Origin of the sequence: Arthrobacter sp. ZBG10 (assembly GCF_001238605.1) — a bacterium.
In the GTDB taxonomy this organism is placed as follows: Bacteria; Actinomycetota; Actinomycetes; order Actinomycetales; family Micrococcaceae; genus Arthrobacter.
In genome coordinates this window covers 1-25745 of the sequence record NZ_LFQH01000069.1, presented here as the reverse complement: position 1 = coordinate 25745, position 25745 = coordinate 1, and the positions used below count along the sequence as shown (strand labels likewise).

The following is a 25745-nucleotide window of genomic DNA, read 5'->3' as shown; positions in this document are numbered from 1 at the left end:
TTGTCGTTTTGAGCCCTCAAAACGACAACAACTGCGAGTCAGTTGGGCGGGGGCTACGTCGTGGCCAGCCCCGCCACCGGGGAAAGCCGCGCCGCGCGCCGCGCCGGGACCACCGAGGCCAGCAGGCCGGCGATGATTGCCACAGCGAGCACCCCCAGCAGCTGCAGCCACGGAATCGCCGGCGACACATCGACCACGCCGCCAAGCGCGGACATGGCACCCAGCCAGCCGTAGGCAACCCCCAGGACCGTTCCCATGATGGCGGCGACGGCCGCCACCAGTACCGCTTCAAGGGCCAGCATGCCCCGCAGCTGGCCCTTGGTCAGGCCCAATGCCCGCAGCAGCGAGTTCTCCCGGGTCCGTTCCAGGACGGAGAGCGAGAGGGTGTTGGCCACGCCGATCAGGGCGATCAGCACGGCCACCCCCAACAGCGCCGTGACCACCAGGAGCAGGACGTCGATCACCTGGTTGAAGGTCAGCCGTTCGATGGCCGCGCCGCTCACCGCGCTTTCGGGCACTGCCAGCGCCTCCGCCACCTGCTGCTGGACAGTCCGGACATCGTCCCCGGACAGCGTCCCGCCTGCCGGGTCAGCCAGCCGCAGCCACACGGCCTGGCCCACCGTGGGTGTCCCAAGCTGTTGGGCTGTCTCGGTGCTGACCAGCGGCGGCATGTTCCGGGTTTCCAGCACCACTGCGCTGAGATTGGCTGTACCGGCGGTGCCCGTGACGGTCACAGTGCCCGGCGTTGAGCCTTCCGGCAGGTAGATCTTTCCCGGTTCCAGGACCAGGCCGGCATCCCGGAGGATGGCCGCGGCCTGGCCTGCCGGCAGCGCCAGGATCTCGCTGGGATACCCGTCCAGGTCCGCCGAGCCCACTGCCGGCAGCGCCGCCGCGGACTCCACTCCGGGGAGGCCGCCCACAGCCGCCAGCTGCGTTTCGGTAAAACCGGCCGCCGCACCGGGGGGCTGGGTTGCAGCAGGCCCGCCGAAGGCACCGGCGCCAGGGGCGGTGACTGCCATGTCCACGGGATAGTTCTGCGCGAGGGCCTTGTCGAAGGCAATCCGGGACGTTGCGGCTCCCGTCATCATCATGGTCACCAGGGTGACGCCGATCAGGAGCGCGGCGGCCGTGACCGAGGTCCGGCCGGGATTGCGGACGGCGTTCAGCGCCGCAAGCTTTCCCGGGACGCCGGCCGCCGCCGCCAGCTTGCCCACCAGCGAAACCAGCGCGGGAATGAACAGAGAGGAACTCAGCAGCACACCAAGGAAGCTCAGCAGCCCGCCGCCGAACGCTGGAACCAGCTGGACCTCGAGGGCACCCCACACCAGCAGCGGAACGCCGGCCAGCAGGGCGGCGATACCCAGCACCAGGCGTACCCGGCCTTTGGTGTTGCGCAGCGAAGCGTCGTCCGCGGGGCGCAGCGCGGCCAGCGGGGCCACAGCCGTGGCGGCGCGCGCAGGAACCAGCGCCGCGGCCAGGGTCAGCAGGATTCCCACCACCAGGCCGGAAATGATGGCCGACGGCGGCACGGCCAGGGTGGCGAACGTCGAGTTGGGCTGGGAGCTGGCCCAGCCGATCAGGCCGGCCATCAGGCCGGTACCGGCGAGCACGCCCAGGAGCGAGGCGACCACGCCCACAACGAGGGCCTCCAGCAGCACGGAATTGCGGACCTGTCGCCGGCCGGCGCCCAGGCAGCGGAGCAGCGCCAGCTCCCTGGTGCGCTGGGCCACCAGGACCGCGAACGTGTTGGAGACCACCAGGGCGGCCACCACCAATGCCACGGCAGCAAAGATCAGCAAAACGACGGTGAGTTGGTCCTGGCCGCCGGTCATGGCGGCCACCTGGCTGGTCACTTCCTCCTGGGCGGTCCGGACGGTGGGGTCGGCTGCCCCGGCCGCTGACAGCACGCCGGCCAGCGATGCCTGCGCGGCGGCGGCGTCGGTGCCGGGCGCCAGGACCAGCTGCAGGCCCTCGGCGCCGGCCGGGCCGGCATCGGGTCCGCTGTTGGCCGTGAGGGTTCCCACGGTGGGTGAGAGGGCCACCAGTTGCGCAGTGGCACTGGCGAACGGGTCGTTGCTGGCGCGGAGGATCCCCGAGACGGTCAGGGACACGGTGGTGCGTTGGTCGCCGGTGGCCACTACCAGGGCCTGCCCGGCGCTCAGCCGGTAACGGTCCGCGGTGGTCCTGTCCACGGCCACCTGGTTGGCAGCGGCCGGGAGGGAACCGGATTCCAGGGAAGCCGGTTCCAGGGCTGCGGGGGCCAGGTTGCGGACCTTGCCGAAGATTTCCTGGCCGTTGACGCCGATGTAGGCGTACGCAGTCTGCTGGGCGTAGACGGCGCTGACGGCCGGATCCGCAGCCACGGCGTCAACCGCGGCCTGGCTGAACCCCGACGGGCCGGAGCCGTTGCCGGGACCGGGGGTGGCGATCAGATCGGCCTTGTTGTAGGACTCACCGAGGCTGGCGCCGAGCGAGGCCTGGGTGCTGGCGCCCACCATGAGCGTGGTGGCGAGGAAGGCGACGGCCAGCATGACCGCCAGCCCCACGGCGATGAAGCGCCTGCTGTGGGTCCGGAACTGCGAGAGGGCTACCTGCAGCACGGCTATGCCCCCAGCTTGCCGAGGGCTGCCAGGACGGAGTCGGCGGTGGGCTCGTGGATCTCGCCCACCAGGTTGCCGTCACTCATGAGGACCACGCGGTCCGCGTAGCTGGCCGCCACGGGATCATGGGTCACCATGATGATGGTCTGGCCCATCTCCTGGCTGCTGCGGCGCAGCAGGGCCAGGACCTCGCCGCCCGCCGTCGAATCCAGGTTGCCGGTGGGTTCATCGCCGAAAATCACGTCCGGGCGGGTCAGGAGGGCGCGGGCCACCGCCACCCGCTGCTGCTGGCCGCCCGAGAGTTCGTGCGGGCGGTGGCGCAGCCGGTCCTTGAGCCCGAGCGTGGCCACCACATAGTCGAACCATTCCTTGTCGGTTGCGGCGTTGGCCAGGGCCAGCGGAAGGGTGATGTTTTGTTCGGCCGTCAGCGTGGGCACCAGGTTGAAGGCCTGGAAGACGAAGCCGATCCGGTCCCGCCGGAGGGCGGTGAGCTGCTTGTCGTTGAGCGCCGTGATGTCCGTCCCGGCCACCAGGATCTGCCCGGCGTCAGCTGAGTCCAGGCCGGCCAGGCAGTGCATCAGGGTGGACTTACCGGAACCGGAGGGTCCCATGATGGCGGTAAAGCGGCCGGCCTCGAAGCTGACGCTGACATCCCGCAGGGCGCTGACGCGGGTGTCGCCGCGGCCGTAGGTCTTGGCCAGGGAGATGGCCTGGACGGCCGGGCCGGCGGCCGGGTTGCCGCTGGCGGGGGAGTGATGGTCATGCAGGGAAGTTGTCATGGTTCCACGCTATGGGCCGGCGCCGGATCCGGGATCGGCCGACGGGCTGGTCCTTTACGGCCGGTCCCTCATACCGTGGGCGGACGCCCGGCCCGGGCCTGTCCACCCACGTCGCTGCCAGGTGCCGTTGCCACGGATCGCTGCCAGGTGCCGCGCCGGACCGCGGCCTAGTTTCCGGGGACCACGATTCCCGTTTCGTACGCGATGACCACGGCCTGGACCCGGTCCCGGGCGCCCAGCTTGGCCAGGATGTGTCCCACATGGGTTTTGACGGTTGCCTCGGAGACAAACAGGCCCACAGCGATTTCAGGGTTGGACTGCCCCTGGGCGATCAGTTCAAAGACCTCCCGCTCGCGGGCGGTCAGCCGGGCCACCGCGGCGTCGTGTTCCGGCTGCGCCGGTGCCTGGGCGCGGAGCAGCGGGGCAACGTGTTCCAGGAGCCGCCGGGTGGTGGAGGGGGCAATCACCGCGTCGCCCCGGTGCACCGTTCGGATGGCTTCCAGCAGTTCCTCCGGCGGAGCGTCCTTGAGGAGGAAACCGCTGGCGCCGGCCTGGATGGCGGCCAGCGCGTATTCATCGAGGTCAAACGTGGTCAGCATGACGATCCGGATGTTGGCCCGCCGGGACCCGGCGGGTGCGGCCAGGGCGCGTTCCATCAGCTGGCGGGTGGCTTCGATGCCGTCCATGCCGGGCATCCGCACGTCCATCAGCACCACGTCCGCGGAGACCGCGGAGAGCGCCTGCAGCGCTTCGATGCCGTTGCCCGCTTCGGCCACCACTTCCAGGTCGGGCTGGGAGTTGATCAGCATGCCGAAGCCGGAGCGGACCAGCCGCTGGTCATCCACCAGGGCCACCTTGATGGTGCCGGCCGGCGGGGCTTCCAGGGGGTCGGTCATCGCTCAGGCTTCCGTGTAGGGCAGGAACGCGGAGACGTGGAAGCCTCCGCCGGCGGCCGGGCCGGCCGTCAACGAACCATCGTAAAGGCTGATCCGCTCCCGCATTCCCCGCAGGCCGTTGCCCGCGCCGTCGGTGGGATCGGCAGCGGCGCCCCGGCCGTCGTCGTGCACGTCCAGCTGCAGGCCCCGGGACTGCCAGCTGAGCAGCACCCTGGCGCCGGCCTGCGGCCCGGCGTGCTTGAGGACGTTGGTCAGCGCTTCCTGCAGCGCCCGGTAGGCGGTGAGTTCGGCCCCGGGCGGCAGGGTGCGCCGCGGAGTGCCGTCCTGGCCGGACTCCAGCCGCATCCCGGTGGCGCGGAAGCCGAGGAAAAGGTCATCGAGGTCCGCGAGTCCTGGCAGGGGCCGGGTGGAGGCGCCATCCTCCTGGCGCAGCACCCCCAGCAGCCGGCGCATCTCCGCGAGGGAGCCGCGGGCCGTGGCCGCAACGGTTGCCAGGGTTTCGGTGGCGATGGCCGGATCCGCGGCCGAAGCATACCGGGCACCGTCCGCCTGCGTGATGATCACCGACAGCGAATGGGCCACAATGTCGTGCATTTCCCGGGCGATGTGGGCCCGCTCATCAGCGGCAGCCAGTGACCGTTCCTGCTGTTGCTCGGTTTCCAGCCGCCGGGCCCGGTCCGAGAGGGTTTGGAGCTGCAGCCTGCGGACCCGGGTGAGGTCGCCCAGGGTCCAGCTGAAGAGGACCAGCATCCAGATCAGGACGGCATAGACGGCGCTGATGGTCAGGCCCAGCACCCCCGTTTCGGCGGTGCCGCTGAAGTTCCGGCTGGTCAGCATCACGCCGCCCACCAGCCCCAGGATCAGGACGGTGCGGCTGGCCCAGGCAGGCCCATAGGCTGCCACGGCATAGATGATGACGGGGACGGCCACGAGTCCGGCCAGCGGCTCCAGGCCCAGGGACCACTGGACCAGGCAGGCCAGGACAATCACCGATGCTGCGCGGACCGGATGGCTGCGCCGCCAGGCCAGCGGCACCACCATGGCCGTGGAAAGGATGAAGTGGTCCGGCCGGTCCGCCAGGAGGTACACCGGCCCGCAGAACAGGAGGATGCCGAGCATCAGCACGAGGTCCACCTTGAAGGTATTGTCCCGGAGCCAGTTGTACATGCTGTGCCGTCTGTCCACCATGGAACTCTATGCGCCCGCCGGACAGTGCCGCCTCATGCCCTGGGTGGATATCGCCGGGTGTTCGGATAATGAGACGGCTTGACCACCATATGGATGACTTGGCTACCCTGAAACCATGAGCGCATCCTCCATTGATCTGGCAGTTATTCCCGGCGACGGCATTGGCCCCGAGGTCATTGCCGAGGCCCTCAAAGTCCTGGAGAAGGCCGTTGCGGCCGAAGGTGTGGAGCTCAAGCAGACCGAATACAAGCTCGGTGCCGAGCACTGGCTGGCCACCGGGGAAACCCTCCCGGATGAGGTCCTGGCCGATCTCCGGACCCGGGACGCCATCCTGTTCGGCGCTGTGGGCGCGGCACCCGGTGACACCCGGATTCCGTCCGGGATCATCGAACGCGAGATGCTGCTGAAGCTGCGGTTCAGCCTGGACCACTACGTCAACCTGCGCCCGTCCCGCCTGTACGGGACCGTGGGCAGCCCGCTGGCCAACCCCGGAGTCATCGACTTCATCGTGGTCCGCGAAGGCACCGAGGGGCCGTATGTGGGCAACGGCGGCAGCCTGCGCACCGGAACCATCCATGAAGTGGCCACCGAGGTGTCCCTGAACACGGCGCACGGCGTGGAACGCGTGGTCCGGGACGCGTTCCGCCGGGCCAGCGAACGCGACCGCAAGCACCTCACCCTGGTCCACAAGCACAACGTGCTGGTCTTCGCCGGGCACCTCTGGAAGCGCACGGTGGAGGCCGTGGCGCAGGAATTCCCGGAGGTCACCCACGACTACCTGCACGTGGACGCCGCCACGATCTTTATGGTCACGGACCCGTCCCGCTTCGACGTCATTGTCACCGACAACCTCTTCGGCGACATTCTCACCGACCTTGCCGCGGCCATCACCGGCGGCATCGGCCTGGCCGCCTCCGGAAACATCAACATGGACCGGACGGCGCCTTCCATGTTCGAACCCGTCCACGGCTCGGCTCCGGACATCGCCGGCCAGGGCAAGGCCGACCCCACCGCCGCCATCCTCTCCGCAGCCCTCCTGCTGGACCACCTCGGCTTCACCGCGGCGGCCCGCAGGATCGAGGCGGCGGTGGTTGCCGACGTCGAACGCCGGGACGGTGCCGCGCGCTCCACCAGCGCCGTGGGCGACGCCATCGCTGCCGGGCTCTGAAGCCGCTCCGGAGCGTTCGTCTTCGGGCGTAAGCTTGATCCGAATCACCAAATGCCGCCCGACGTCCAGTGCTGAACAGAGGGCGGCCGATCGTGGAGGAACCATGACTCAGACTGCCCATGGCGTCGAATTCAGCCAGCAGCCCTCGGCCAACCCGAAGTCTGCGCAAGAGCGTGCTGCCATCCTGGCCAACCCGGGATTTGGCAACTACTTCACCGACCACACCGCCGTCGTCGACTACAGCGTGGACGAAAGCGGCAACGGCGGCTGGCACAGTGCACGGGTTGAGGCCTATGGGCCCATCAGCCTGGACCCGTCAGCGGCGGTGCTGCACTACGGCCAGGAGATTTTTGAGGGCCTCAAGGCCTACCGCCACGCGGACGGTTCCGTGTGGACGTTCCGGCCTGAAGCCAATGCCGCGCGGCTGAACAACTCGGCCCGCCGGCTGGCCTTGCCCGAACTGCCCGCAGAATACTTCCTGGGTGCCATCCGGGAACTGGTGTCCGCGGACCGTGAGTGGGTTCCCGGCGGCGACGGCGAAGCCCTTTACCTGCGGCCGTTCATGATCGCCACAGAGGCATTCCTGGGCGTCCGGGCAGCCCGCGAAGTTTCTTTCCGGGTCATCGCGTCGCCGGCCGGCAACTACTTCGGCGGCGAATTGAAGCCCGTTTCCATCTGGATCTCCCGCGAATACGCCCGCGCAGGCCGCGGCGGCACCGGTGCAGCCAAGTGCGGCGGCAACTACGCCGCGTCGCTCATTGCCCAGCAGGAGGCGGAAGCCAACGGTTGCAAGCAGGTGCTGTTCCTGGACCAGGCCAACGACAATGCCGTTGAAGAACTCGGCGGCATGAACGTGTTCTTTGTGATGAAGGACGGCTCGCTGGTCACTCCCGCGCTCACCGGCACCATCCTCGAAGGCATCACCAGGATGTCCGTCATCCAGGTGGCCAAGGACATGGGCCGCGAGGTCAGCGAACGCAAGATCACCCTGGACGAATGGCGCGACGGCGTGGCCTCCGGCGAGATCGCCGAAGTGTTTGCGTGCGGAACAGCGGCCGTGATCACCCCTATCGGTGTGCTCCGCGACGCCACGGAATTCATCGGTTCCGAGGACGCCACAGCCGGTGAAACCACCATGGCCATCAGGACCCAGCTGCTGGGCATCCAGACCGGCGCCGTCCCGGACACGCACGGCTGGCTCACCCGCCTGGCGTAACCGGTTCACACAGCGCAGCAGCGCCCGTCGGGTCTTGGCCCGGCGGGCGCTGCTTCTGTTCCCGGGTGTTTCACGCCCGACGGCGGCCCGTTAGCGCCGTGCGGCCTTGCGGGCTGCGTTCTTCAGGGCTTTGCGGGACACCGGCTTGAGTGCCTTCCGCGCGGCTTCCTCAGCCAGTGCATGGTCCCGGCGGGCGTCAATGACATCGTTCCAGAGGGCTGTGGCGAAAGCGCCGCCGTCCTGGGCATAGGCATCGTACGGGTAGGCGGCAAAAACGGCCGGTGTGGTGCCGCCGTTGGGAAGGTCCGTCCCGGCGGCCTGCGCTGCTGCGTCCCCTACGGCCCAGGTCCGGGTAAGGTGCGGGGTCAGGTTTTCCTGGACGAAGACGTTGGCGTCGGCCGATTCAGCAGCCCGCGCCAGCAGGGCTTCAAGGTCGGAGGCAAGCAGGGCGGCCGCAGCTTCCTCCAAGGGTGCGGAGGATGCCTTCAGCTCCGCTGCCGCGGCCTGCACCGCGTCGGTCCAGTCCGAGGTCTCACGGAACTTCTTCCAGGTGGGGAACCACACGATGCTCCCGGTGGCGTGGTTGTGGATGTGCTGGAGTCCGTTGTTCTTTTCGGTCGCTGCGTGGTCGTGGCCGGCCGCATTCGCTTCGGAGAGAATGCCTGCAAGGGTGGTGGTGCTGCTCATGGTGTCTTTTCCGGCTTCCTGGTTGACTGCAAGTGGTCTTCACCCGTGGTCAACGGCTGCCGCTCCCGGTTCTATTCCGGCGGCGACGACGGCCGGCATGCCCGGCCGGTGCAAGGATGGTGTGGTGACACACGCTTCCGGACCCGCCCCGCAGCGCACCTCCCCGCTGACACAGTCCATCCTGGCCCCGAACCCCGGGCCCATGTCCCTGGACGGAACCAACTCCTATCTGGTCCGGCGGCCGGGCTCTCCGGACGTGGTGGTGGTGGATCCCGGCCCGTCGGACGAAGGCCACCTGCAGGCCCTGGCCGGGCAACGGCGGGTGGTGCTGATCCTGGTGACCCACCGGCACGCTGACCACACCGAGGGTTCGCGCCGCCTGCAGGAACTCACCGGCGCACCGGTGCGGGCCGCCCTCCCGGAACACTGCCACGGCGGGCCGCCGCTCCGGGACAATGAGGTGATCCTGGCCGCCGGTGTGGACATCACCGTCCTTGCCACGCCCGGCCATACCTCGGATTCGGTCTGCTTCCACCTGCCGGCGGACCAGGCCGGGACCGGTTCGGTGTTGACCGGCGACACCCTCCTGGGCCGTGGCACCACCATGCTGGACTTCCCGGACGGCACGCTCGGGGATTACCTGGCCAGCCTGGACCGGCTCGCGGAGCTTGGTCCGGCGACGGTGCTGCCCGCGCATGGTCCGGTTCTGCCGTCGGTGGCGGCGGCGGCCGCTGCCTACCGGGAGCACCGGCAGGGCAGGTTGGTGCAGGTCCGCGCCGCGCTGCAGCGGCTGGGCCGGGACGCCACCGCCGGTGCGGTGGCGGACGCTGTTTATGCCGACGTCGACCGTTCCGTCCGGCGGGCGGCGGAACTGTCCGTCGCTGCCCAGCTCCACTACCTCCGCGAAGGTGGCGGCGGACAGTAGCCGGCGGAGTGGCGCGGCCGGGACGGTAGGCTAGGGACCATGCGTATTGCCAGGTTTGTTGTTGATTCCGATCCCCTCTACGGCGTTGTTGAAGGTGATGCCGGCAGTGAGGAAGTCACTGTCATCCAGGGTGACCCCTTCTTCAATGGGGTGGAGCGCACCGGCGTCCGCCACAAGCTGGAGGACGTCCGGCTGCTGGCCCCGATCATCCCGCGCAGCAAAGTCATCGGCGTTGGCCGGAACTATGTCGCCCACGCCGAGGAACTGGGCAACGAAGTGCCGGCACAGCCCCTGCTGTTCCTGAAGCCCAACACCGCCGTGGTGGGTCCCAACGATCCCGTGGTGCTGCCGGAATTCTCCGAGGAAATCTCGTTTGAAGCCGAACTCTGCGTGGTGATCGGCCGGATCTGCAAGGACGTCCCCGAGGAGCGGGTTGACGACGTGATCTTCGGCTACACCTGCGGCAACGACCTCACGGCCCGGGACGTGCAGAAAACCGACCTTCAGTGGGCCCGCGCCAAGGGCTTTGATACCTCTGCCCCGCTGGGGCCGTGGATCGAAACCGAACTGGACACCGAGGACCTGCAGATCCAGGGCCGCCTGAACGGTGAACTGCGCCAGGACGGCAACACCAGCCAAATGATCCGCGGCGTCCGCGAACTCGTCTCTGTGGTGTCCCGGGCGTTCACCCTCCTTCCCGGCGACGTGATCATGACCGGCACCCCCGCCGGTGTGGGTCTCGTCACGGCCGGGGACCGCTTCGAGGTGGAAATCGAAGGCATCGGCCGGCTGTCCAACCCGATCGTCCGCCGCTAAGGCCGGCCCGGGGGAGCGTTGCGCAGGGTACCGGCCGACGCCGGCCAGTGGGAGGCCACCCGCCGGCTGCTGACCGGCCCCCGCACCGTCCGGTCCTTCCTGACGTACGCCGTGGCCTGTGTGGGCACCTTCGCCATGGCCGGGCGCGCCGTGCACTGGCTGGGCGGCCCGGTCTGGCTGGTGCTGGTCTTCCTTGGCCTCGGCGTGCTGCTGGCCGGCTACTATCTGGTGCGCGTGCTGCGGCGCCGGTCCCGGCCAGGCGGCAGCCGGGGCTGAGACGCGGGGCCGGTTCGTAGCGGGGCTGGTGGCAGGCGGTAAAGTTGAAGCCACTATGACTACTGCTCCCGCGTCAAATGCTGCCTCCATCCCGTCCGTCACCGCGGATACCCCCGTCCGGGTCCGTTTCTGCCCGTCACCCACGGGTACCCCGCATGTGGGCCTCATCCGGACCGCCCTTTTCAACTGGGCGTACGCACGCCACACCAAGGGCACCATGGTGTTCCGGATCGAGGACACCGACTCCGCCCGGGACAGCGAGGAAAGCTACCACCAGCTTCTTGACGCGCTGAAGTGGCTCGGCATCGACTGGGACGAGGGCGTCGAGGTGGGCGGACCGCACGAACCCTACCGCCAGTCCCAGCGCAGCGACATCTACCAGGACGTCATCGCCCGGCTGCGGGAGGGGGGCTTCATCTATGAATCCTTCTCCACCCCGGACGAGATCGAAGCCCGCCACCGCGCCGCGGGCCGGGACCCGAAGCTTGGCTACGACGGCTTTGACCGTTCCCTCACCGCGGAACAGGTGGCTGACTTCAAGTCCCAGGGCCGGGAGGCTGTGCTCCGTTTGCGGATGCCGGACGAGGACCTGACCTTCAACGACCTGGTCCGCGGCGAGATCACCTTCCGCGCAGGATCAGTGCCCGACTTCGCCGTGGTCCGTGCCAACGGCGCACCGCTCTACACCCTGGTCAACCCGGTGGACGACGCCCTGATGGGGATCACCCACGTCCTGCGGGGCGAGGACCTGCTCAGCTCCACACCCCGCCAGATCGCGCTGTACCGCGCGCTGTACGCGGTGGGTGTGGCCAAATACATGCCGGAGTTCGGCCACCTGCCGTACGTTATGGGCCAGGGCAACAAGAAGCTCTCCAAGCGCGATCCCGAGTCCAGCCTCTTCCTGCACCGCGAACGGGGCTTCATCCCCGAGGGCCTGCTGAACTACCTGTCCCTGCTGGGCTGGTCGCTGAGCGCGGACGAGGACATCTTTACGGTGGAGCAGCTGGTGGAGAACTTCGACATCCACGATGTTTTGGGCAACCCCGCCCGGTTCGACCTGAAAAAGGCCGAAGCCATCAACGGCACCCATGTCCGCCTGCTGCCGCCCGAGGTGTTCCGTGAACGGCTGGTTCCCTACCTCCGCACCGCCGGCCTGGTGGGGGAGATCCTCACGGACCGCGAGGAACAGATCCTGACGGAGGCCGCACCGCTGGTGCAGGAACGCATCACCCTCCTGGGCGAGGCGCCGGAGATGCTGGCCTTCCTGTTCAAGGCCGACGACGCCATCGACGTTGCGGACGATGCCCGCAAGGGGCTGCCCGAAAACCTGGCGGAGGTCCTTGCTGCCGCCATTGCCGCCCTCGAGCCGGTCCAGGACTGGACACCGGAGAGCATCCAGGCAGCCTTGAAGGAAGCCCTGGTCGAAGGCATGGGCATCAAGCCCCGCCTGGCGTTCGGCCCCGTCCGCACTGCTGTTTCCGGCCGCCGGATCTCCCCGCCCCTGTTTGAATCCATGGTGATCCTGGGCAAGGAATCCTCGCTCCGCCGGCTCCGGATGTTCGGCGGCTGATGCCGGGCACAGGCACCGGGCAGGGCCGGGCCCTGGCGACGCCGTTCGGGCGCGTCACGGGCATCCTCTTTGACATCGACGACACCCTGGTGGATCTGGGGTACGCCATGACCACCGCGTTGCGCGAAGTCAGCGAGCACCTCCTGCCGGGCCTTGACCAGGCCGGCTGGGACCGCTTCGGCCGGATCTTTACCCACGAAAGCACCCACTACTACGATTCCTACCTCGCCGGGGAGCTGACGTTCAACGAACAGCGGCTGCTGCGGGGACGCGCGGCCCTGGGCCACTTCGGGGTGGACCTGGTGGATGAGGTCGAATCCCACCGCTGGCTGATGGCCTACGCCGATAAACAGCCGACCTACGTCAAACCGTTTCCGGATGTGCTGCCGCTCCTGGACGCCCTGGACGCCGCCGGGATTCCCTACGGTGCGGTCAGCAACAACGTCCACGACTACCAGCGGGCCAAGCTGGACAGCGCCGGGCTGTCCCGCGTTGGCACGCTGGTGGGCACAGACACGCTGGGCGTTGTGAAACCCGATCCTGCCATCTACCTCGAGGGTGTCCGGCTCCTCGGCACGGAGCCAGGCGGGACCCTCTACGTGGGCGACAACCTGCTCCTGGACGCGGAAGGCTCGACGGCGGCAGGCCTGCTGGGCGTTTGGCTCAACAGGACAGGGGAGCCCGGCGCGGGCTACAGCGGTCCCGTGGTCCAGTCCCTGTCCGAACTGGTTCCCTGACCGCTGGGTGCCTGCCATCAGGAAAGGTCCGTCATCCGCAGCTGACGGACCTTTCCTGTCCGGGACCTTCCTGCCCTGAAGGCGGCCCAGGACACGGCAGCTCGCCGATTTGTGCGAGCCGCGAGACTCGGGTAGAGTAATTTCTCGTGCTGAGGCGCACGGAGCGGGGCGAAAGCCCGGAATTCCGGCCCCAAAGTATCATTGGGATATGGTGTAATTGGCAACACTACGGTTTCTGGTACCGTCATTCTAGGTTCGAGTCCTGGTATCCCAGCTCTGTTTGGAAGGCTGAAAAGCTGTTCACCCAGAACGTTTCATCCGGTCCGCCGATTTGAAACGGAAGCAAAGTGTATGAAATAATCACTGAGCTTGTCCGGCAGGAATGCGGGACGGAAGTACTTGGCCCCATCGTATAGCGGCCTAGTACGCTGCCCTCTCACGGCGGTAACGCGGGTTCGAATCCCGCTGGGGTCACACATTAAATGGTCCCGGGCATCCGCCCGGGACCATTTTTGCTTAACCAAACTGGCATGATGGTCCTGTGACCACCCGGAACGAGCCGCACACCACGGTCCCAGCGCAGGGACCGCACGATTCCGCCGCGGTGCAATTGCTTGAAGCCGTCCGCAGTGGCCTTGCCGCGGTGACCCTGCCACTCGAATTGCCCGCCGCCGGCCAGGCCCGCCGGGATGCCGCCAATGCCGTCGCCCAGCTTGATGACTACATCCTTCCCCGCTACCGCAGCCTGGAGGCGCCGTTGCTGGCCGTCGTCGGCGGATCAACCGGCGCCGGCAAATCCACGCTGGTCAATGCCTTGGTGGGCCATCCCGTCACCCGCTCCGGTGCCATCCGGCCAACCACCCGCCAGCCCGTCCTTCTGCACCACCCCTCGGAAGGGCGCTGGTTTGACGGCCAACGGGTGCTGCCGGGCCTGGGCCGGATCAGGGGCCCGCTGGCGGACACACCGGGGCCACCGGATCCGGGCAGCCCGGCTACCGCGCCCGCCCTGGAGCTCCTGGCTGACCCCGCGGTCCCCCAAGGGATCGCCCTCCTCGACGCCCCGGACGTGGACTCCATCGCCGACGGGAACCGTGCCCTGGCGGGCCAGCTGCTGGCGGCCGCCGATCTGTGGATCTTTGTCACCACGGCGAACCGGTACGCCGATGCCGTGCCTTGGCAGCTGCTCCTGAATGCCGCGTCGCGGGACATTATGGTGGCAGTGGTGCTGGACCGTGTTCCGCCCGGCGCCGAAGACGAAGTGAGCGCGGACCTGCGTTCCCTCCTGGACCGGGAAGGCCTCGGCGCCGCCCGGCTTTTTGTGATCCCCGAGACCAGCCCTGACGTCCGGGGCATGCTCCCCGTCGGGATGGTCGGGCCGTTGCGGACGTGGCTGGAAGAACTGGCTGCCGATGCCGCCGGCCGGGCCGGGGTTGCCCGGCGCACCCTTAACGGCGCAGTCCGGGCGCTGGCGGCCCGGATTTCCGTTGTCGCCCAGGCGTCGGACGAACAGCGGGACGCCGCGGCACGGCTGGCGGACGGTGCTGAGGCTGCCTACAGCAATGCCGCGGCCCGGATCCTCGAGGCGAGCAGGGACGGCGCGCTGCTTCGGGGCGAGGTGCTGGCCCGGTGGCAGGACTTTGTGGGCACCGGCGAGTTCTTCCGCACCCTGGAACAGAATGTGGGCCGCTTCCGGGACCGCATGGGTGCGTTTTTCCGGGGCGAACCGGAGCCCGCGGTCAGAGTGGAAGCTGCCATCGAAACCGGCCTGCTTGCTGTCATCACCGACCAGGCAGCGAAGGCCGCCGAGGAGGCAGACCAGTGGTGGCGCTCCGACCCTGCCGGCCGCCACCTCCTCGGGGCCGCGGACCTGTCCACCACCTCGCCCGGCTTCGGTGCCCGCGCTTCGGCCGAAATCCGGGCCTGGCAGGAAGCCCTGATGGAGCTCATCCGGACTGAGGGCCAGGGGAAGCGGACACAGGCGCGGTGGCTTTCCTTCGGCATCAATGGGCTCGGCGCCGCGTTGATGATTGTGGTTTTTTCCATGACCGCCGGGCTCACCGGACTCGAGGTGGGGGTAGCCGGCGGGACGGCCGTGGTGGGCCAGCGGCTGCTTGAAGCCGTGTTTGGTGAGGATGCCGTGCGCCGGATGGCGGAGAAGGCACGGGAGGACCTCGCCGCCCGCTGCGTGCGGCTCCTGGCGGACGAGCAGCAGACATTCCTCAGCCTGCTGCCCCAAACCGGGGACGCCGCCACGCAGGCCCTTGCTGCGCAGTCCCGGGACCTGCTCCGGCTCGCGGAGCAGGCGTGAGCCGCCATAGCGGGGCCAGGGAGTTCTCAAGCCTGGACCGCAGGCTGCAGGCGCTGCACGACGCCGTTGACGCGGCGGCCGGCGTCCTTCCCGAGCCGCCGCTGCAGGCAGTGCTGGAGGTCCTGGCGCGTGCCAGCTCACGCCGCTCGCTGTCCGCCGACCATACGGTGGTGGGTTTTTTCGGCGCCACGGGCAGCGGGAAATCCTCGCTGTTCAATGCCGTCAGTGACGCAGACATCGCGATGACGGCCGCCCGCCGTCCCACCACATCGGAACCACTGGCAGGCGTCTGGGGTGCGGACGGCAGCGGACCGATCCTCGACTGGCTCGATGTGGGCCAGCGGCACCGGGCAGATCCCGTGGAAGGCTTCGCGGACGAGTCCACCGGGCTGATCCTGCTGGACCTGCCCGACTTCGACTCGACCAGGGAAGCCAACCGCGCCGTTGTTCAACGGATGGTTGGCTTGGTGGATGTGCTGGTCTGGGTCCTGGACCCGCAGAAATACGCCGATGCAGCAGTGCACCAGGGCTTCCTCGCACCGCTGGCAGCCCACGGCGCCGTGACCCTGGTGGTGCTGAACCAGGTGGACCGATTGCCGTCGCCCGATGTGGCACCGGTCCTCGAATCACTCCGTGGCATCCTCTCCGGTGAAGGACTGGGCGCGGTGCGGGTGCTGGCTGCATCCGCGGTGACCGGACAAGGCGTTGACGCGGTGCGGACGGCCATCCGCACCGCTGCCGTGCAACGCAGAGCACAAGGACAGCGGCTGGCTGCGGATGTGGCCAGGGCGGCAGAGGAGCTGGCTGCCGTGTCCGGATCCGGCAGGGCCGCTGGAGTGCAGCCGGCGTCCAGGAAGCAGCTGGCGGCGGAACTGGCCGCCGCGGCGAACGTCCCGGTGGTGGTGCGCGCTGTGGCCCGCTCCTACCGGTTGGAGGCAACCCGCAGGACCGGCTGGCCTGTCACCCGTTGGCTGGCGAGGTTCCGGCCTGACCCGTTGCGCCGGCTCAACCTGCGCAGCAGCGCCCCTGCCGAAGTGAACCGGACGTCGCTGCCCCCGGCCGGAGCTCCGGAACAGGCACGCACTGACGCTGCGGTCCGCGCATTTGCTGATGCCGCCGGCGCGGGGGCTCCGGGTCCGTGGCGCGCGGCCATTCGGGCTGCGGCCCGGGAGGCACGCGACCGGTTGCCTGACGCGCTGGACCAAGCCATTGCGGGAACAGACCTCGCTGCCAACAAGAGGTCCTGGTGGTGGGGAGTGTTCAATGTGGTGCAATGGCTGGCACTGCTCACGGCCGCGGCGGGACTTGGCTGGTTGGCGGTCCTGGCCGGCCTGGGCTACCTGCAACTGCCCGTGCCGGAGGTTCCCCGGGTGGAAGGCTGGCCCGTCCCCACGGTGTTGATCGGGTTGGGTGTGGTCCTGGGGATTCTCCTGGCCCTCGCCGGGAGGTTCCTCGCGGCCGGCGCAGCAGCCGCGCGGGCGGCCACGGCCCGGCGTCGCCTCCATATGGCGGTGGCTGCCGTGGCCCAGGAGCAGGTGGTGGGCCCGGTGGAGCGGGCGGTGGATCGGTCCGCAGCCTTCGCTGTGGCCCTCAAGAAGGCCTCAGCCAGGTAGGGGAGCCAGAGCCGGCCGCGCGTTTACGGCCCGGGCGCAGGCTACTGCGCTGCGGCCTGTAACACCGCGACGGCGTCACGCACCTTGATGAGGGTGCGCAGGTTCCGGGTGGTGGTGGCCGATTTGAATTTTGGTTTGGCGGTGAGTTTGCTGAACGGGCTGTCCAGGGTCCCGCCCGCAGGAGCCAGCCACGCAACGGCCTCAGGGGCAAGGCGTTGCCGGCTGGATTCAGGCAGGTCTGCAGCTGCCGCCATCAGGTCGTCCAGTGCCGCCGGCTCCGACGACACGGTCACGTACGTGTGGGTGGACTTGTCGTCCTCGGGGTAAGGGCACGCGGCCACCAGCTGGGCAACCCTGCCGGCCGCCAGGACCACCACCCAGGCGTCATAGCCGAAGGCCTTCCGCAGGCATTCCTCGATGTCTTTTTTGACGTCCGCTGCGGCCGAGGTGCTGGAAAGCACCACGTTGCCGCTGGCCAGGAGCGTCCGCACGTCTGGATAGCCGCGCTCCACCAGGGCTTTGCGGAGGTCCGCCATCTTGATGTTGATCCCGCCTACATTGATGCCGCGGAGAAAAACTGCGTAGCTGCCCATGCCCGAAAGCCTAGCGGCCCGGCGCGCCCGCGGGGGAGGGCTCAGTCGTTGTTTTTGCGCAGTGCCTCGGTCAGCACCCGGGCTGCGTTGCAAACCACTTCGGCGTGCAACCTGCCGGGCTGACGCGTGAGCCGTTCGATCGGGCCCGAAATGGAGACGGCCGCGATGACCCGGCCGGACGGGCCGCGCACCGGTGCCGAGACGGAAGCGACCCCGGGCTCGCGCTCGCCGAGGCTCTGCCCCCAGCCCCGCCGGCGGACGCCCGCCAGGACCGTGGGCGTGAAACGGGCCGACTGAAGGCCTTCAAGGAGGCGGTCATGGTCCTCCCAGGCGAGCAGGACCTGCGCGGCTGAGCCGGCCTTCATGGACAGCTGGGTGCCCACGGGAATGGTGTCGCGCAGGCCGATGGGCCGTTCAGCGGACGCCACGCAGACGCGCCAGTCACCCTGGCGCCGGAAAATCTGCGCACTTTCGCCGGTGGCATCGCGCAACTGCATCAGGACGGGGCCGGCAGAGGCGATCAGGCGGTCTTCGCCGGCGGCGGAGGCGAGCTCCACGAGGCGGCTGCCCAGCACGAACCGGCCCTGGATGTCGCGGCTGACCAGCCGGTGGTGCACCAGGGCCAGGGCCAGGCGGTGAACCGTGGGACGGGCCAGTCCCGTGGCAGCCACAAGCTGCGCCAAGGTGGTCGGGCCGGCCTCGAGCGCGTCAAGTACATGGGCCGCTTTATCAATGACGCCGACTCCACTAGAATTGTCCATGTAATGATATTGCCGTCTCATTATCTGAGATGCAAATCTTTCGGCTGGCGGATTGCAGAGCCGTACTGATTCAGTTGAGCTATTCAGCCAAACAGCAGTGAAGGGAGATGGCCATGGCAAAGACATTGGCCGAGAAGGTCTGGGACGCACATGTGGTGCGTAAAGGGGACGGCGAAGGAGCCAACGCCCAGCCTGATCTTCTTTTCATCGACCTTCACCTGGTGCATGAGGTTACCTCGCCGCAGGCTTTTGAGGGCCTCCGGTTGGCGGGCCGGCCGCTGCGCCGTCCGGACCTGACGATCGCCACGGAGGACCATAACACCCCCACACTGGACATCGACAAGCCTATCGCGGACCTGACCAGCCGCACCCAGATCCAGACGCTGCGCAACAACTGCGCGGAATTCGGGGTCCGGCTGCACAGCCTGGGCGACGCCGAACAGGGCATCGTGCATGTGGTGGGCCCTCAGCTGGGCCTCACCCAACCGGGCATGACCGTAGTGTGCGGCGACTCGCACACCTCCACCCATGGCGCCTTCGGTGCGCTGGCGATGGGCATCGGCACCTCCGAGGTGGAGCACGTGATGGCCACCCAGACGCTGTCCCTGAAGCCGTTCAAGACCATGGCCATCAACGTTGAAGGCACGCTGCGTCCCGGCGTCACGGCCAAGGACATTATCCTGGCCGTGATCGCCAAGATCGGGACCGGCGGCGGCCAGGGCTACGTCCTGGAGTACCGCGGCTCCGCCATCCGCGCGCTGTCCATGGACGCCCGGATGACCATCTGCAACATGTCCATCGAGGCCGGTGCCCGCGCAGGCATGGTCGCTCCGGACGAAACCACCTACGCCTACATGCAGGGCCGCCCGCACGCTCCCGAAGGAGCGGACTGGGACGCCGCCGTCGAATACTGGAACACGCTGCGCACCGACGACGATGCCACCTTCGACGTCAGCGTTGACCTTGACGCCGACACGCTGGAGCCGTTTGTTACGTGGGGCACCAACCCCGGCCAGGGCGTCTCGCTCTCCCAGTCCGTGCCGCGCCCGGAGGACTTCGGCGACGAAAACGCCAAGGCCGCCGCGGAACGCGCACTGCAGTACATGGGATTGACCGCCGGCACGCCGATGAAGGACATCCGGGTGGACACGGTCTTCCTGGGCTCCTGCACCAACTCCCGCATGGAGGACCTCCGTGCGGCCGCGGACATCGTCCGCGGCCGGGTCAAGGATCCGAACATCCGGATGCTGGTGGTACCCGGCTCGGCCCGGGTCCGGCTCGAAGCCGAAGCCGAGGGCCTGGATAAGGTCTTCACCGACTTCGGTGCCGAGTGGCGGTTCGCCGGCTGCTCGATGTGCCTGGGCATGAACCCGGACCAGCTCGAGGTGGGGGAGCGCTGCGCTTCCACCTCCAACCGCAACTTCGAAGGCCGGCAGGGCAAGGGTGGGCGCACCCACCTCGTCTCCCCGGTGGTCGCTGCAGCCACCGCAGTCCGCGGCACGCTCAGCTCCCCCTCGGACCTTGAGCCGGCCCCCGAATCCGCCGCCATCCGCATCGACGCAGCCTAGGACACGCCATGGAAAAGTTCACCAAGCACACCGGCACCGGCGTCCCGCTGCGCCAGAGCAACGTTGACACGGACCAGATCATCCCCGCGGTGTACCTCAAACGCATCACCCGTACCGGGTTCGAGGACGCCCTGTTCTCCGCCTGGCGCAAGGACCCCGCCTTCATCCTGAACCAGGAGCCCTACAACACCGGCTCGGTGCTGGTGGCCGGCCCTGATTTCGGCACCGGGTCCTCCCGCGAGCACGCCGTCTGGGCCCTGAAGGACTACGGCTTCAAAGCCGTCCTGTCATCCCGTTTCGCGGACATCTTCCGCGGCAACTCCGGCAAGCAGGGCCTCCTGGCCGCCGAGGTTGCCCAGGATGACATCGAGCTGATCTGGAAAGAACTGGAGAACGCCCCCGGAACCCAGGTCACGGTTGATCTCGAGTCGAAGACCGTGGTGTGCGGCAACATCGTGGCGCCCTTCGAAATCGACGACTACACCCGCTGGCGCCTCCTGGAAGGCCTGGACGACATTGGCCTGACCCTCCAGCACGAGGAAGACATCACCGCCTACGAAGCCACCCGGCCGGTCTTCAAGCCGAAAACCCTTCCGGCGCGGCTGTCACAGTAGCTCCCGCCTCACAGCGGGGTGGCTCCCGTCCTGCAGTCCAGGACGGGTGCCACCCCTTTTTTGTTGCCGTGGTGTTTACCGCCACGCCCTGCTTTCGGCCCCGCTTATTTCGGTTCGGTAAAGCCACCTCCTATGCTTGGTGGGAGCCTTTGCAAGGACTTGGGGGCGAGTGATCGTAAGGAAACCGGTAAATGAGTAGTGTTCTGACAATCCGCGGCGGCGTCCCGCTTACAGGCCGCGTCACCGTCCGGGGGGCCAAGAACCTGGTCCCCAAAGCGATGGTGGCTGCGCTGCTGGGAAACGAACCCTCCGTATTGCGGAACGTACCGGAGATCAAGGACGTGGAGGTGGTGACCTCCCTCCTGCAGCTGCACGGCGTCACGGTCGCGAAGGACCCGGTGACGGGCGACCTGACCCTGGACCCCAAAGCTGCCAAGACAGCTTCCAGCACCGCCATTGACGCCCACGCCGGCGACTCCAGGATTCCCATCCTGCTCTGCGGGCCCCTGATCCATGCGATCGGCGAGGCCTTCATTCCCGACCTGGGCGGCTGCAAGATCGGCGACCGGCCCATCGACTACCACCTGGACGTCCTGCGCCAGTTCGGTGCCGTCGTGGAGAAGCGACCCGGCGGCATCCACATCTCCGCCCCCAAGGGCCTGCACGGCGCCAAGATCTCCCTGCCGTACCCCTCCGTCGGCGCCACAGAGCAGGTGCTGCTCAGCGCAACCCGGGCGGAGGGCATCACGGAGCTTTCCGGTGCGGCCACCGAGCCGGAAATCATCGACCTCATCGCGGTGCTGCAGAAAATGGGCGCCATCATCAGCGTCCAGACAGACCGCACCATCCGCATCGAGGGCGTCCGTGACCTTGGCGGCTACAACCACCGCGCACTCTCGGACCGCAACGAATCGGCGTCGTGGGCTTCCGCGGCGCTGGTCACCCGCGGCGACATTTTTGTGGAAGGCGCATCGCAGCGGGACATGATGACCTTCCTGAACACCTACCGCAAGGTGGGTGGCGGAATGGACATCGGCGAGGACGGCATCCGTTTCTACCACCGGGGCGGAAAACTGAACCCGCTGGTCCTGGAAACCGACGTGCACCCCGGCTTCATGACCGACTGGCAGCAGCCGCTGGTGGTGGCCCTGACCCAGGCCGAAGGCGTCTCGATTGTGCATGAGACCGTTTACGAAAACCGCTTCGGCTTCACCGATGCGCTGATCCGCATGGGTGCCAGCATCCAGGTGCACCGCGAATGCCTGGGCAGCGTGCCCTGCCGCTTCGGCCAGCGGAACTTCCTGCACTCCGCCGTGATTTCCGGACCCACCCAGCTCACAGGAACAGATATCGACGTTCCGGACCTCCGTGGCGGTTTCAGCCACCTGATCGCGGCGCTGGCGGCCACCGGCACCTCGCGTGTCACCGGCATCGACATCATCAACCGCGGCTACGAGCGTTTCACCGAAAAGCTCGCCGGCCTGGGCGCCGACTTCGACATCACCACCACCAAGTAGCGGGGCCACCGTGAAGGAACCGGCCCTCAGCAGAGCCACATTCATTTTCATCGCCGGCGTGGTCCGTCCCCTCCTGAACGTCATGATGGCCAAAAAATGGGAAGGGACGGAGAAGCTGCCGGCGGGCGGCTTCATCGCCGCGCCCAACCACTGCACGGAAATTGATCCGCTGGTGGTGGGGCATATGCTCTATAACCGGAAGCGGGCGCCGCACTTCCTCGCGAAGGCCGGGCTCTTCAAGGTCCCGGCGCTGGGCTGGCTGCTGCATTCCACCAAACAGATTCCCGTGGAACGCTCGACGGCGGGCGCGAACCGCTCGCTGCAGGTCGCCCAGGAAGTTGTCGCCGAGGGCGGGGCAATCGTTATCTACCCCGAAGGCACCCTGACCCGTGACCCCGACCTGTGGCCGATGAAGGGCCACACCGGGGCCGCCCGGCTCGCCCTTGAGGGCGGCATCCCCGTGGTGCCCATTGCCCACTGGGGCGCCCACGAAGTTTTCCCCCGCTACGGCAAACGCTTCCACCTCTTTCCCCGGAAACACTCTCGTGTCCTGGTGGGCGACCCCGTCGACCTGAGTGCCTTCGAAGGACGGCCGCTGGACAAAGCCACCCTCTCCGGCGCCACCGAGGCGATCATGGACGCCATCACGGAACTGCTCGCCACCCTCCGGAACGAAGAGCCTCCGGCGGAGCGCTGGGATCCCGCCAAACAGCAGCAGGCCCGGCACGGCAGGTTCATGGACCGGGGCCAGGATCCGTCCGGCGCAGGAACGGAAAATCCGTGACCCCTGAACGTGTGATGGCCGGCTCTGCCCGCTCCGTAGCGGTCCTGGGTGCCGGCTCCTGGGGAACAACCTTCGCCAAGATCCTCGCTGATGCCGCTGCGGCGTCCGGGGAAGAGCGCAGCATCCGCATCTGGGGGCGGCGCCCCGAAGTGGTGGACCAGATCAACGCCCGGTCCCGGAACCCGCAGTACCTCAAGGACGTCGAATTGCCCGCGACCATCACGGCATCCGTTGACGTCCGGGAGGTCCTCCGGGACGCGGACCTTGTGGTCCTCGCCGTCCCGGCGCAGTCGCTGCGGCCCCAGCTGCGGGAGTGGGCGGGCATGATCGGGCCCGATGCAGTGGTGGTCTCCCTCATGAAAGGCCTCGAACTCGGCACCGACGCCCGGATGAGCGAGGTCATCGGCGCTGAACTCGGCCTGCCACCCGAACGCATCGCCGTGGTATCCGGCCCCAACCTGGCGATGGAAATTGCCCGGGAGGAGCCAACAGCCTCCGTGGTGGCCTGCACCGACTCCGCTGTGGCCGGCTGGATCGCCCGGACCTGCACGGCGCCGTATTTCCGGCCCTACACCACGGCTGACGTGGTGGGGGTGGAGATCGGCGGGATCGTCAAGAACGTGATCGCCCTGGCCGTAGGGATCTGCGAAGGAAAGCAGATGGGCGACAACACCAAGGCCTCCGTCATCACCCGTGGACTGGCGGAAACGTCCCGCCTTGCCTTGGCGCTGGGCGGCGATGCGCAGACCATGGCCGGATTGGCAGGCCTGGGTGACCTCGTTGCCACCTGCTCATCCCCGCTGTCCCGGAACCACACCGCCGGCCGGCTGTTGGGCGAGGGTCTGACCCTTGACGAGGTGGGCCGGAAAATGACCCAGACCGCAGAAGGCATCAAATCCGGCCAGGCGGTGCACGAATTGGCCGCCAAACTGAACGTTGACATGCCCATCACGGCCGCCGTGGTGGCTGTCCTGGCGGGCAGGCTGTCCGTAGACCAACTGGGACCGGTGCTGCTGTCCCGGGAACTCAAACCTGAAGGCGATTACTGACATGTCCCACGACAAACTGACAGCAGGGGAAACGGCGGGCCGGGCCAAACCCCGGGTTGCTGTCCTCTTCGGCGGACGGTCCAGTGAGCACGCGGTGAGTTGCGTCACCGCGGCAGGCGTTTTGGGCGCCATCAACAAGGATAAATACGAGGTCATCCCCATCGGGATCGCCAAGTCCGGGCAGTGGGTCCTGGCGTCCACGGATACCGCGCAGTGGTCCCTGGCCGATGAGTCCCTGCCCGAAGTCGCTGCGTCGCTGGAGACGGTGACCCTCGCTGAAATCGGCGGCGAACACCAGCTGATCGTTGCCTCACCCAACGAGGTGCCCCGGGAACTGGGAACAGTGGACGTGGTCTTCCCGCTGCTGCACGGACCCTTCGGGGAGGACGGCACCATCCAGGGCATGCTGGAACTCTCGGACACCCGCTACGTGGGCGCCGGTGTCCTGGCCTCCGCCGTGGGCATGGACAAGCACTACATGAAGGTGGTCTTCGAAGCCGCCGGGCTCCAGGTGGGCCCCTACATCGCCGTCACCGACCGGCAGTGGCTGACCGATCCCGAAGCCGTGCGCAAGCAGGTGGACCGCCTTGGTTTCCCCGTTTTCGTCAAACCGGCACGCGCCGGGTCTTCCATGGGGATCTCCAAAGTCGATTCACTGGCGGACCTGGATGCCGCCGTCGACGAAGCCCGCCGGCATGACCTCAAGCTCGTCATAGAGGCCGGGATTGTTGGCCGGGAGATCGAGTGCGCCGTGCTGGAAGGACGGGGAACTGACGCGCCGCGGACTTCCATGCCCGGCGAGATTTCCGTGGCCGGCGGAACGCACGAGTTCTACGACTTCAACGCCAAATATGTGGAGGATGACGCGGCCGCGCTGAGCTGTCCCGCGGACATCCCCGCCGAGGCGATTGCCCGGGTCCGGGAACTCGCCGCAGCGGCGTTCGACTCGGTGGGCGCCGAGGGCCTGAGCCGGGTGGATTTCTTCTACACCGGCCAGGGCGAGCTGATCATCAACGAAATCAACACCATGCCCGGTTTTACGCCAAAAAGCATGTACCCGCAGATGTGGGCCGCGTCCGGGCTGGACTACGCCGACCTGATCGATGAATTGATCCACCTGGCCCTGAACCGGAAAACGGGCCTCCGCTAACCGCCCCCGGGGCCTACTGGCTCTTTGGCAAATTCTGCAGTTCCTCCTGGCCCACGCAATTGCGCTGGGCCGGGACCTTGCCGGCGGCGGTGGAAAGATCCGCCAGTACGGTGGCGGAACTGATTTTGTCCGGATCCATCAGGATCTCCGTGGCCGGTTCGCGGCCGTACGTGGTGAGGGTCCAGACCGGGTCACCTTCCCGGATCACCCAGTCGATGCCGTTCACAGTGACGCAGCGGTCAGTGGTGGGGCCGGGCACGTTGACCCCGCAGCGGAGGATCACCTGTGACGGATCGCCCCAGGCCGCGGTGGCCTGGCTGTTCGTCTGGCGCAGCCGGGAATCGCCGATCGCATCCGGAAGCGCGACCATCATCGGTGCGCAGGCCGGATTTGCGGCGTCACCGGCGGCTGCGACGTCGACGGCCGGGGCACAGGCTGCCAGGGGGAGCGCCGCCATGGCGCACAGAAAGGCTGTCGCGGTGCGGGGAAACGGGATTCGGCGGGGGGCAGGCATTGATTAAGCCTAGCCGGGGAATTACGTTTGGTTTTCGGGTTCCGGCCGGGCCCAAAGACATAACATATGCTGCTGGGAGTCACCTTCCAGTAGACTGACGAGGTTGGGTGCCGTTGGCGCCACGAATATGCAAGGTCTTCGCAGCTGCATCCGGCAGCGGATCGATGAACTTGGGGGGAAGGAAATCCGATGGGTCTTTGTGGCGTGAAAAGAAATGCCGGGCGGGCAATTGCGGGGCTGTCTGTCTCTGCAATCCTCCTGGCTGGTCCGGTCAGCGGAGCTTTCGCCACGGACATCGTGCTTCCGACACTGCCTCCGGCGACTGGAGCCCCCACGGCCCCAGGCCCCAGTGACCCTACCGGAGAACCCGAAGTTCCAGGGGGATCTGATCCCGGTACGACCGATCCGGGTACAAC

At 67.8% G+C, this 25745-nt stretch carries 23 protein-coding genes and 2 tRNA genes; 17 read left to right on the top strand and 8 right to left on the bottom strand.

Annotated features, from left to right (window positions below):
* Positions 1–53: 53 nt before the first annotated feature.
* The 4 genes from ACU18_RS16320 to ACU18_RS16305 all read right to left on the bottom strand — a co-directional run bounded on the left by ACU18_RS16320 (position 54) and on the right by ACU18_RS16305 (position 5463).
* Positions 54–2600: an ABC transporter permease gene (locus ACU18_RS16320; RefSeq protein ID WP_050687271.1), complete on the bottom strand. Its 2547-nt coding sequence runs from the start codon at positions 2598–2600 to the stop codon at positions 54–56.
* Positions 2601–2602: 2 nt separating this feature from the next.
* On the bottom strand, positions 2603–3379 hold the full coding sequence (locus tag ACU18_RS16315; RefSeq protein WP_050687269.1) for an ABC transporter ATP-binding protein: 777 nt from the start codon (positions 3377–3379) through the stop codon (positions 2603–2605).
* Positions 3380–3546: 167 nt separating this feature from the next.
* Positions 3547–4275: a response regulator gene (locus ACU18_RS16310; protein ID WP_197273608.1), complete on the bottom strand. Its 729-nt coding sequence runs from the start codon at positions 4273–4275 to the stop codon at positions 3547–3549.
* 3 nt (positions 4276–4278) lie between these two features.
* On the bottom strand, positions 4279–5463 hold the full coding sequence (locus ACU18_RS16305; RefSeq protein ID WP_432244743.1) for a sensor histidine kinase: 1185 nt from the start codon (positions 5461–5463) through the stop codon (positions 4279–4281).
* Positions 5464–5578: 115 nt separating this feature from the next.
* On the opposite strand from ACU18_RS16305, the gene ACU18_RS16300 reads away from it, so the two are divergent.
* Positions 5579–6631, top strand: a complete 1053-nt coding sequence (locus ACU18_RS16300; protein ID WP_050687267.1) for a 3-isopropylmalate dehydrogenase — start codon at positions 5579–5581, stop codon at positions 6629–6631.
* Between the two features lie 103 nt (positions 6632–6734).
* The gene (locus ACU18_RS16295; RefSeq protein WP_050687265.1) at positions 6735–7847 is read left to right on the top strand and encodes a branched-chain amino acid aminotransferase; all 1113 of its coding nucleotides are present in this window, start codon (positions 6735–6737) and stop codon (positions 7845–7847) included.
* 90 nt (positions 7848–7937) lie between these two features.
* On the opposite strand, the gene ACU18_RS16290 is transcribed toward ACU18_RS16295, so the two are convergent.
* On the bottom strand, positions 7938–8534 hold the full coding sequence (locus ACU18_RS16290; RefSeq protein WP_050687264.1) for a hypothetical protein: 597 nt from the start codon (positions 8532–8534) through the stop codon (positions 7938–7940).
* Between the two features lie 124 nt (positions 8535–8658).
* Between ACU18_RS16290 and ACU18_RS16285 the strand changes: the two genes are divergently transcribed.
* The 9 genes from ACU18_RS16285 to ACU18_RS16245 all read left to right on the top strand — a co-directional run bounded on the left by ACU18_RS16285 (position 8659) and on the right by ACU18_RS16245 (position 16779).
* Complete coding sequence (locus tag ACU18_RS16285) at positions 8659–9459, top strand: MBL fold metallo-hydrolase (RefSeq protein WP_442853720.1); 801 nt, start codon at positions 8659–8661, stop codon at positions 9457–9459.
* Positions 9460–9498: 39 nt separating this feature from the next.
* Positions 9499–10275: a fumarylacetoacetate hydrolase family protein gene (locus tag ACU18_RS16280; protein ID WP_050687260.1), complete on the top strand. Its 777-nt coding sequence runs from the start codon at positions 9499–9501 to the stop codon at positions 10273–10275.
* 18 nt (positions 10276–10293) lie between these two features.
* The gene (locus ACU18_RS16275; RefSeq protein WP_050687258.1) at positions 10294–10551 is read left to right on the top strand and encodes a hypothetical protein; all 258 of its coding nucleotides are present in this window, start codon (positions 10294–10296) and stop codon (positions 10549–10551) included.
* Between the two features lie 55 nt (positions 10552–10606).
* Positions 10607–12121: a glutamate--tRNA ligase gene (gene gltX / locus ACU18_RS16270; protein WP_050687256.1), complete on the top strand. Its 1515-nt coding sequence runs from the start codon at positions 10607–10609 to the stop codon at positions 12119–12121.
* Positions 12121–12858, top strand: a complete 738-nt coding sequence (locus ACU18_RS16265; protein WP_050687254.1) for an HAD family hydrolase — start codon at positions 12121–12123, stop codon at positions 12856–12858. Before gltX ends, ACU18_RS16265 begins: the two co-directional genes overlap by 1 nt.
* A gap of 202 nt (positions 12859–13060) precedes the next feature.
* Positions 13061–13132, top strand: a tRNA-Gln gene (locus ACU18_RS16260).
* Positions 13133–13259: 127 nt separating this feature from the next.
* A tRNA-Glu gene (locus tag ACU18_RS16255) sits at positions 13260–13332 on the top strand.
* Positions 13333–13399: 67 nt separating this feature from the next.
* Complete coding sequence (locus ACU18_RS16250; RefSeq protein ID WP_050687252.1) at positions 13400–15166, top strand: dynamin family protein; 1767 nt, start codon at positions 13400–13402, stop codon at positions 15164–15166.
* The gene (locus tag ACU18_RS16245; protein WP_050687249.1) at positions 15163–16779 is read left to right on the top strand and encodes a GTPase; all 1617 of its coding nucleotides are present in this window, start codon (positions 15163–15165) and stop codon (positions 16777–16779) included. Before ACU18_RS16250 ends, ACU18_RS16245 begins: the two co-directional genes overlap by 4 nt.
* 41 nt (positions 16780–16820) lie before the next feature.
* Here ACU18_RS16245 and ACU18_RS16240 read toward each other — a convergent pair whose 3' ends face one another.
* Both ACU18_RS16240 and ACU18_RS16235 read right to left on the bottom strand, forming a co-directional pair.
* Positions 16821–17372 carry a DUF1697 domain-containing protein gene (locus tag ACU18_RS16240; protein WP_050687247.1) on the bottom strand — a complete coding sequence of 184 codons (552 nt, stop codon included), beginning with the start codon at positions 17370–17372 and terminating at the stop codon, positions 16821–16823.
* A gap of 41 nt (positions 17373–17413) precedes the next feature.
* Entirely contained in the window at positions 17414–18133 is a 720-nt protein-coding gene (locus ACU18_RS16235; RefSeq protein WP_050687245.1) for an IclR family transcriptional regulator, read from the bottom strand.
* Between the two features lie 113 nt (positions 18134–18246).
* Here ACU18_RS16235 and leuC point away from each other — a divergent pair, with 113 nt between their 5' ends.
* The 6 genes from leuC to ACU18_RS16205 all read left to right on the top strand — a co-directional run bounded on the left by leuC (position 18247) and on the right by ACU18_RS16205 (position 24815).
* Positions 18247–19701 (top strand): 3-isopropylmalate dehydratase large subunit, encoded by a 1455-nt coding sequence (gene leuC / locus ACU18_RS16230; RefSeq protein ID WP_050687293.1) that lies wholly within the window; start codon positions 18247–18249, stop codon positions 19699–19701.
* Positions 19702–19709: 8 nt separating this feature from the next.
* The gene (gene leuD / locus ACU18_RS16225; RefSeq protein ID WP_050687244.1) at positions 19710–20315 is read left to right on the top strand and encodes a 3-isopropylmalate dehydratase small subunit; all 606 of its coding nucleotides are present in this window, start codon (positions 19710–19712) and stop codon (positions 20313–20315) included.
* 191 nt (positions 20316–20506) lie between these two features.
* Positions 20507–21832, top strand: a complete 1326-nt coding sequence (gene murA, locus ACU18_RS16220; RefSeq protein WP_050687242.1) for a UDP-N-acetylglucosamine 1-carboxyvinyltransferase — start codon at positions 20507–20509, stop codon at positions 21830–21832.
* 10 nt (positions 21833–21842) lie between these two features.
* A complete protein-coding gene (locus ACU18_RS16215) occupies positions 21843–22616 on the top strand; it encodes a lysophospholipid acyltransferase family protein (protein ID WP_050687240.1) in 774 nt (257 codons plus the stop codon).
* A gap of 14 nt (positions 22617–22630) precedes the next feature.
* Positions 22631–23665: an NAD(P)H-dependent glycerol-3-phosphate dehydrogenase gene (locus ACU18_RS16210; protein WP_050687291.1), complete on the top strand. Its 1035-nt coding sequence runs from the start codon at positions 22631–22633 to the stop codon at positions 23663–23665.
* A 1-nt stretch (position 23666) separates the two neighbouring features.
* Positions 23667–24815 carry a D-alanine--D-alanine ligase family protein gene (locus ACU18_RS16205; protein WP_050687239.1) on the top strand — a complete coding sequence of 383 codons (1149 nt, stop codon included), beginning with the start codon at positions 23667–23669 and terminating at the stop codon, positions 24813–24815.
* A gap of 13 nt (positions 24816–24828) precedes the next feature.
* Here the strand turns inward: ACU18_RS16205 and ACU18_RS16200 are convergent, their stop codons facing one another.
* Positions 24829–25272, bottom strand: a complete 444-nt coding sequence (locus ACU18_RS16200; protein ID WP_231686113.1) for a DUF3515 domain-containing protein — start codon at positions 25270–25272, stop codon at positions 24829–24831.
* Positions 25273–25745: the final 473 nt, after the last annotated feature.

Bases quoted from the DNA above. Each gene is read 5' to 3' on its own strand.
- ACU18_RS16315 (WP_050687269.1), bottom strand. From the start codon at position 3,379: ATGACAACTTCCCTGCATGACCATCACTCCCCCGCCAGCGGCAACCCG.
- ACU18_RS16310 (WP_197273608.1), bottom strand. From the start codon at position 4,275: ATGACCGACCCCCTGGAAGCCCCGCCGGCCGGCACCATCAAGGTGGCC.
- ACU18_RS16305 (WP_432244743.1), bottom strand. From the start codon at position 5,463: ATGGTGGACAGACGGCACAGCATGTACAACTGGCTCCGGGACAATACC.
- ACU18_RS16300 (WP_050687267.1), top strand. From the start codon at position 5,579: ATGAGCGCATCCTCCATTGATCTGGCAGTTATTCCCGGCGACGGCATT.
- ACU18_RS16295 (WP_050687265.1), top strand. From the start codon at position 6,735: ATGACTCAGACTGCCCATGGCGTCGAATTCAGCCAGCAGCCCTCGGCC.
- ACU18_RS16290 (WP_050687264.1), bottom strand. From the start codon at position 8,534: ATGAGCAGCACCACCACCCTTGCAGGCATTCTCTCCGAAGCGAATGCG.
- ACU18_RS16280 (WP_050687260.1), top strand. From the start codon at position 9,499: ATGCGTATTGCCAGGTTTGTTGTTGATTCCGATCCCCTCTACGGCGTT.
- gltX (WP_050687256.1), top strand. From the start codon at position 10,607: ATGACTACTGCTCCCGCGTCAAATGCTGCCTCCATCCCGTCCGTCACC.
- ACU18_RS16265 (WP_050687254.1), top strand. From the start codon at position 12,121: ATGCCGGGCACAGGCACCGGGCAGGGCCGGGCCCTGGCGACGCCGTTC.
- ACU18_RS16240 (WP_050687247.1), bottom strand. From the start codon at position 17,372: ATGGGCAGCTACGCAGTTTTTCTCCGCGGCATCAATGTAGGCGGGATC.
- ACU18_RS16235 (WP_050687245.1), bottom strand. From the start codon at position 18,133: ATGGACAATTCTAGTGGAGTCGGCGTCATTGATAAAGCGGCCCATGTA.
- leuC (WP_050687293.1), top strand. From the start codon at position 18,247: ATGGCAAAGACATTGGCCGAGAAGGTCTGGGACGCACATGTGGTGCGT.
- leuD (WP_050687244.1), top strand. From the start codon at position 19,710: ATGGAAAAGTTCACCAAGCACACCGGCACCGGCGTCCCGCTGCGCCAG.
- murA (WP_050687242.1), top strand. From the start codon at position 20,507: ATGAGTAGTGTTCTGACAATCCGCGGCGGCGTCCCGCTTACAGGCCGC.
- ACU18_RS16210 (WP_050687291.1), top strand. From the start codon at position 22,631: ATGGCCGGCTCTGCCCGCTCCGTAGCGGTCCTGGGTGCCGGCTCCTGG.
- ACU18_RS16205 (WP_050687239.1), top strand. From the start codon at position 23,667: ATGTCCCACGACAAACTGACAGCAGGGGAAACGGCGGGCCGGGCCAAA.
- ACU18_RS16200 (WP_231686113.1), bottom strand. From the start codon at position 25,272: ATGGCGGCGCTCCCCCTGGCAGCCTGTGCCCCGGCCGTCGACGTCGCA.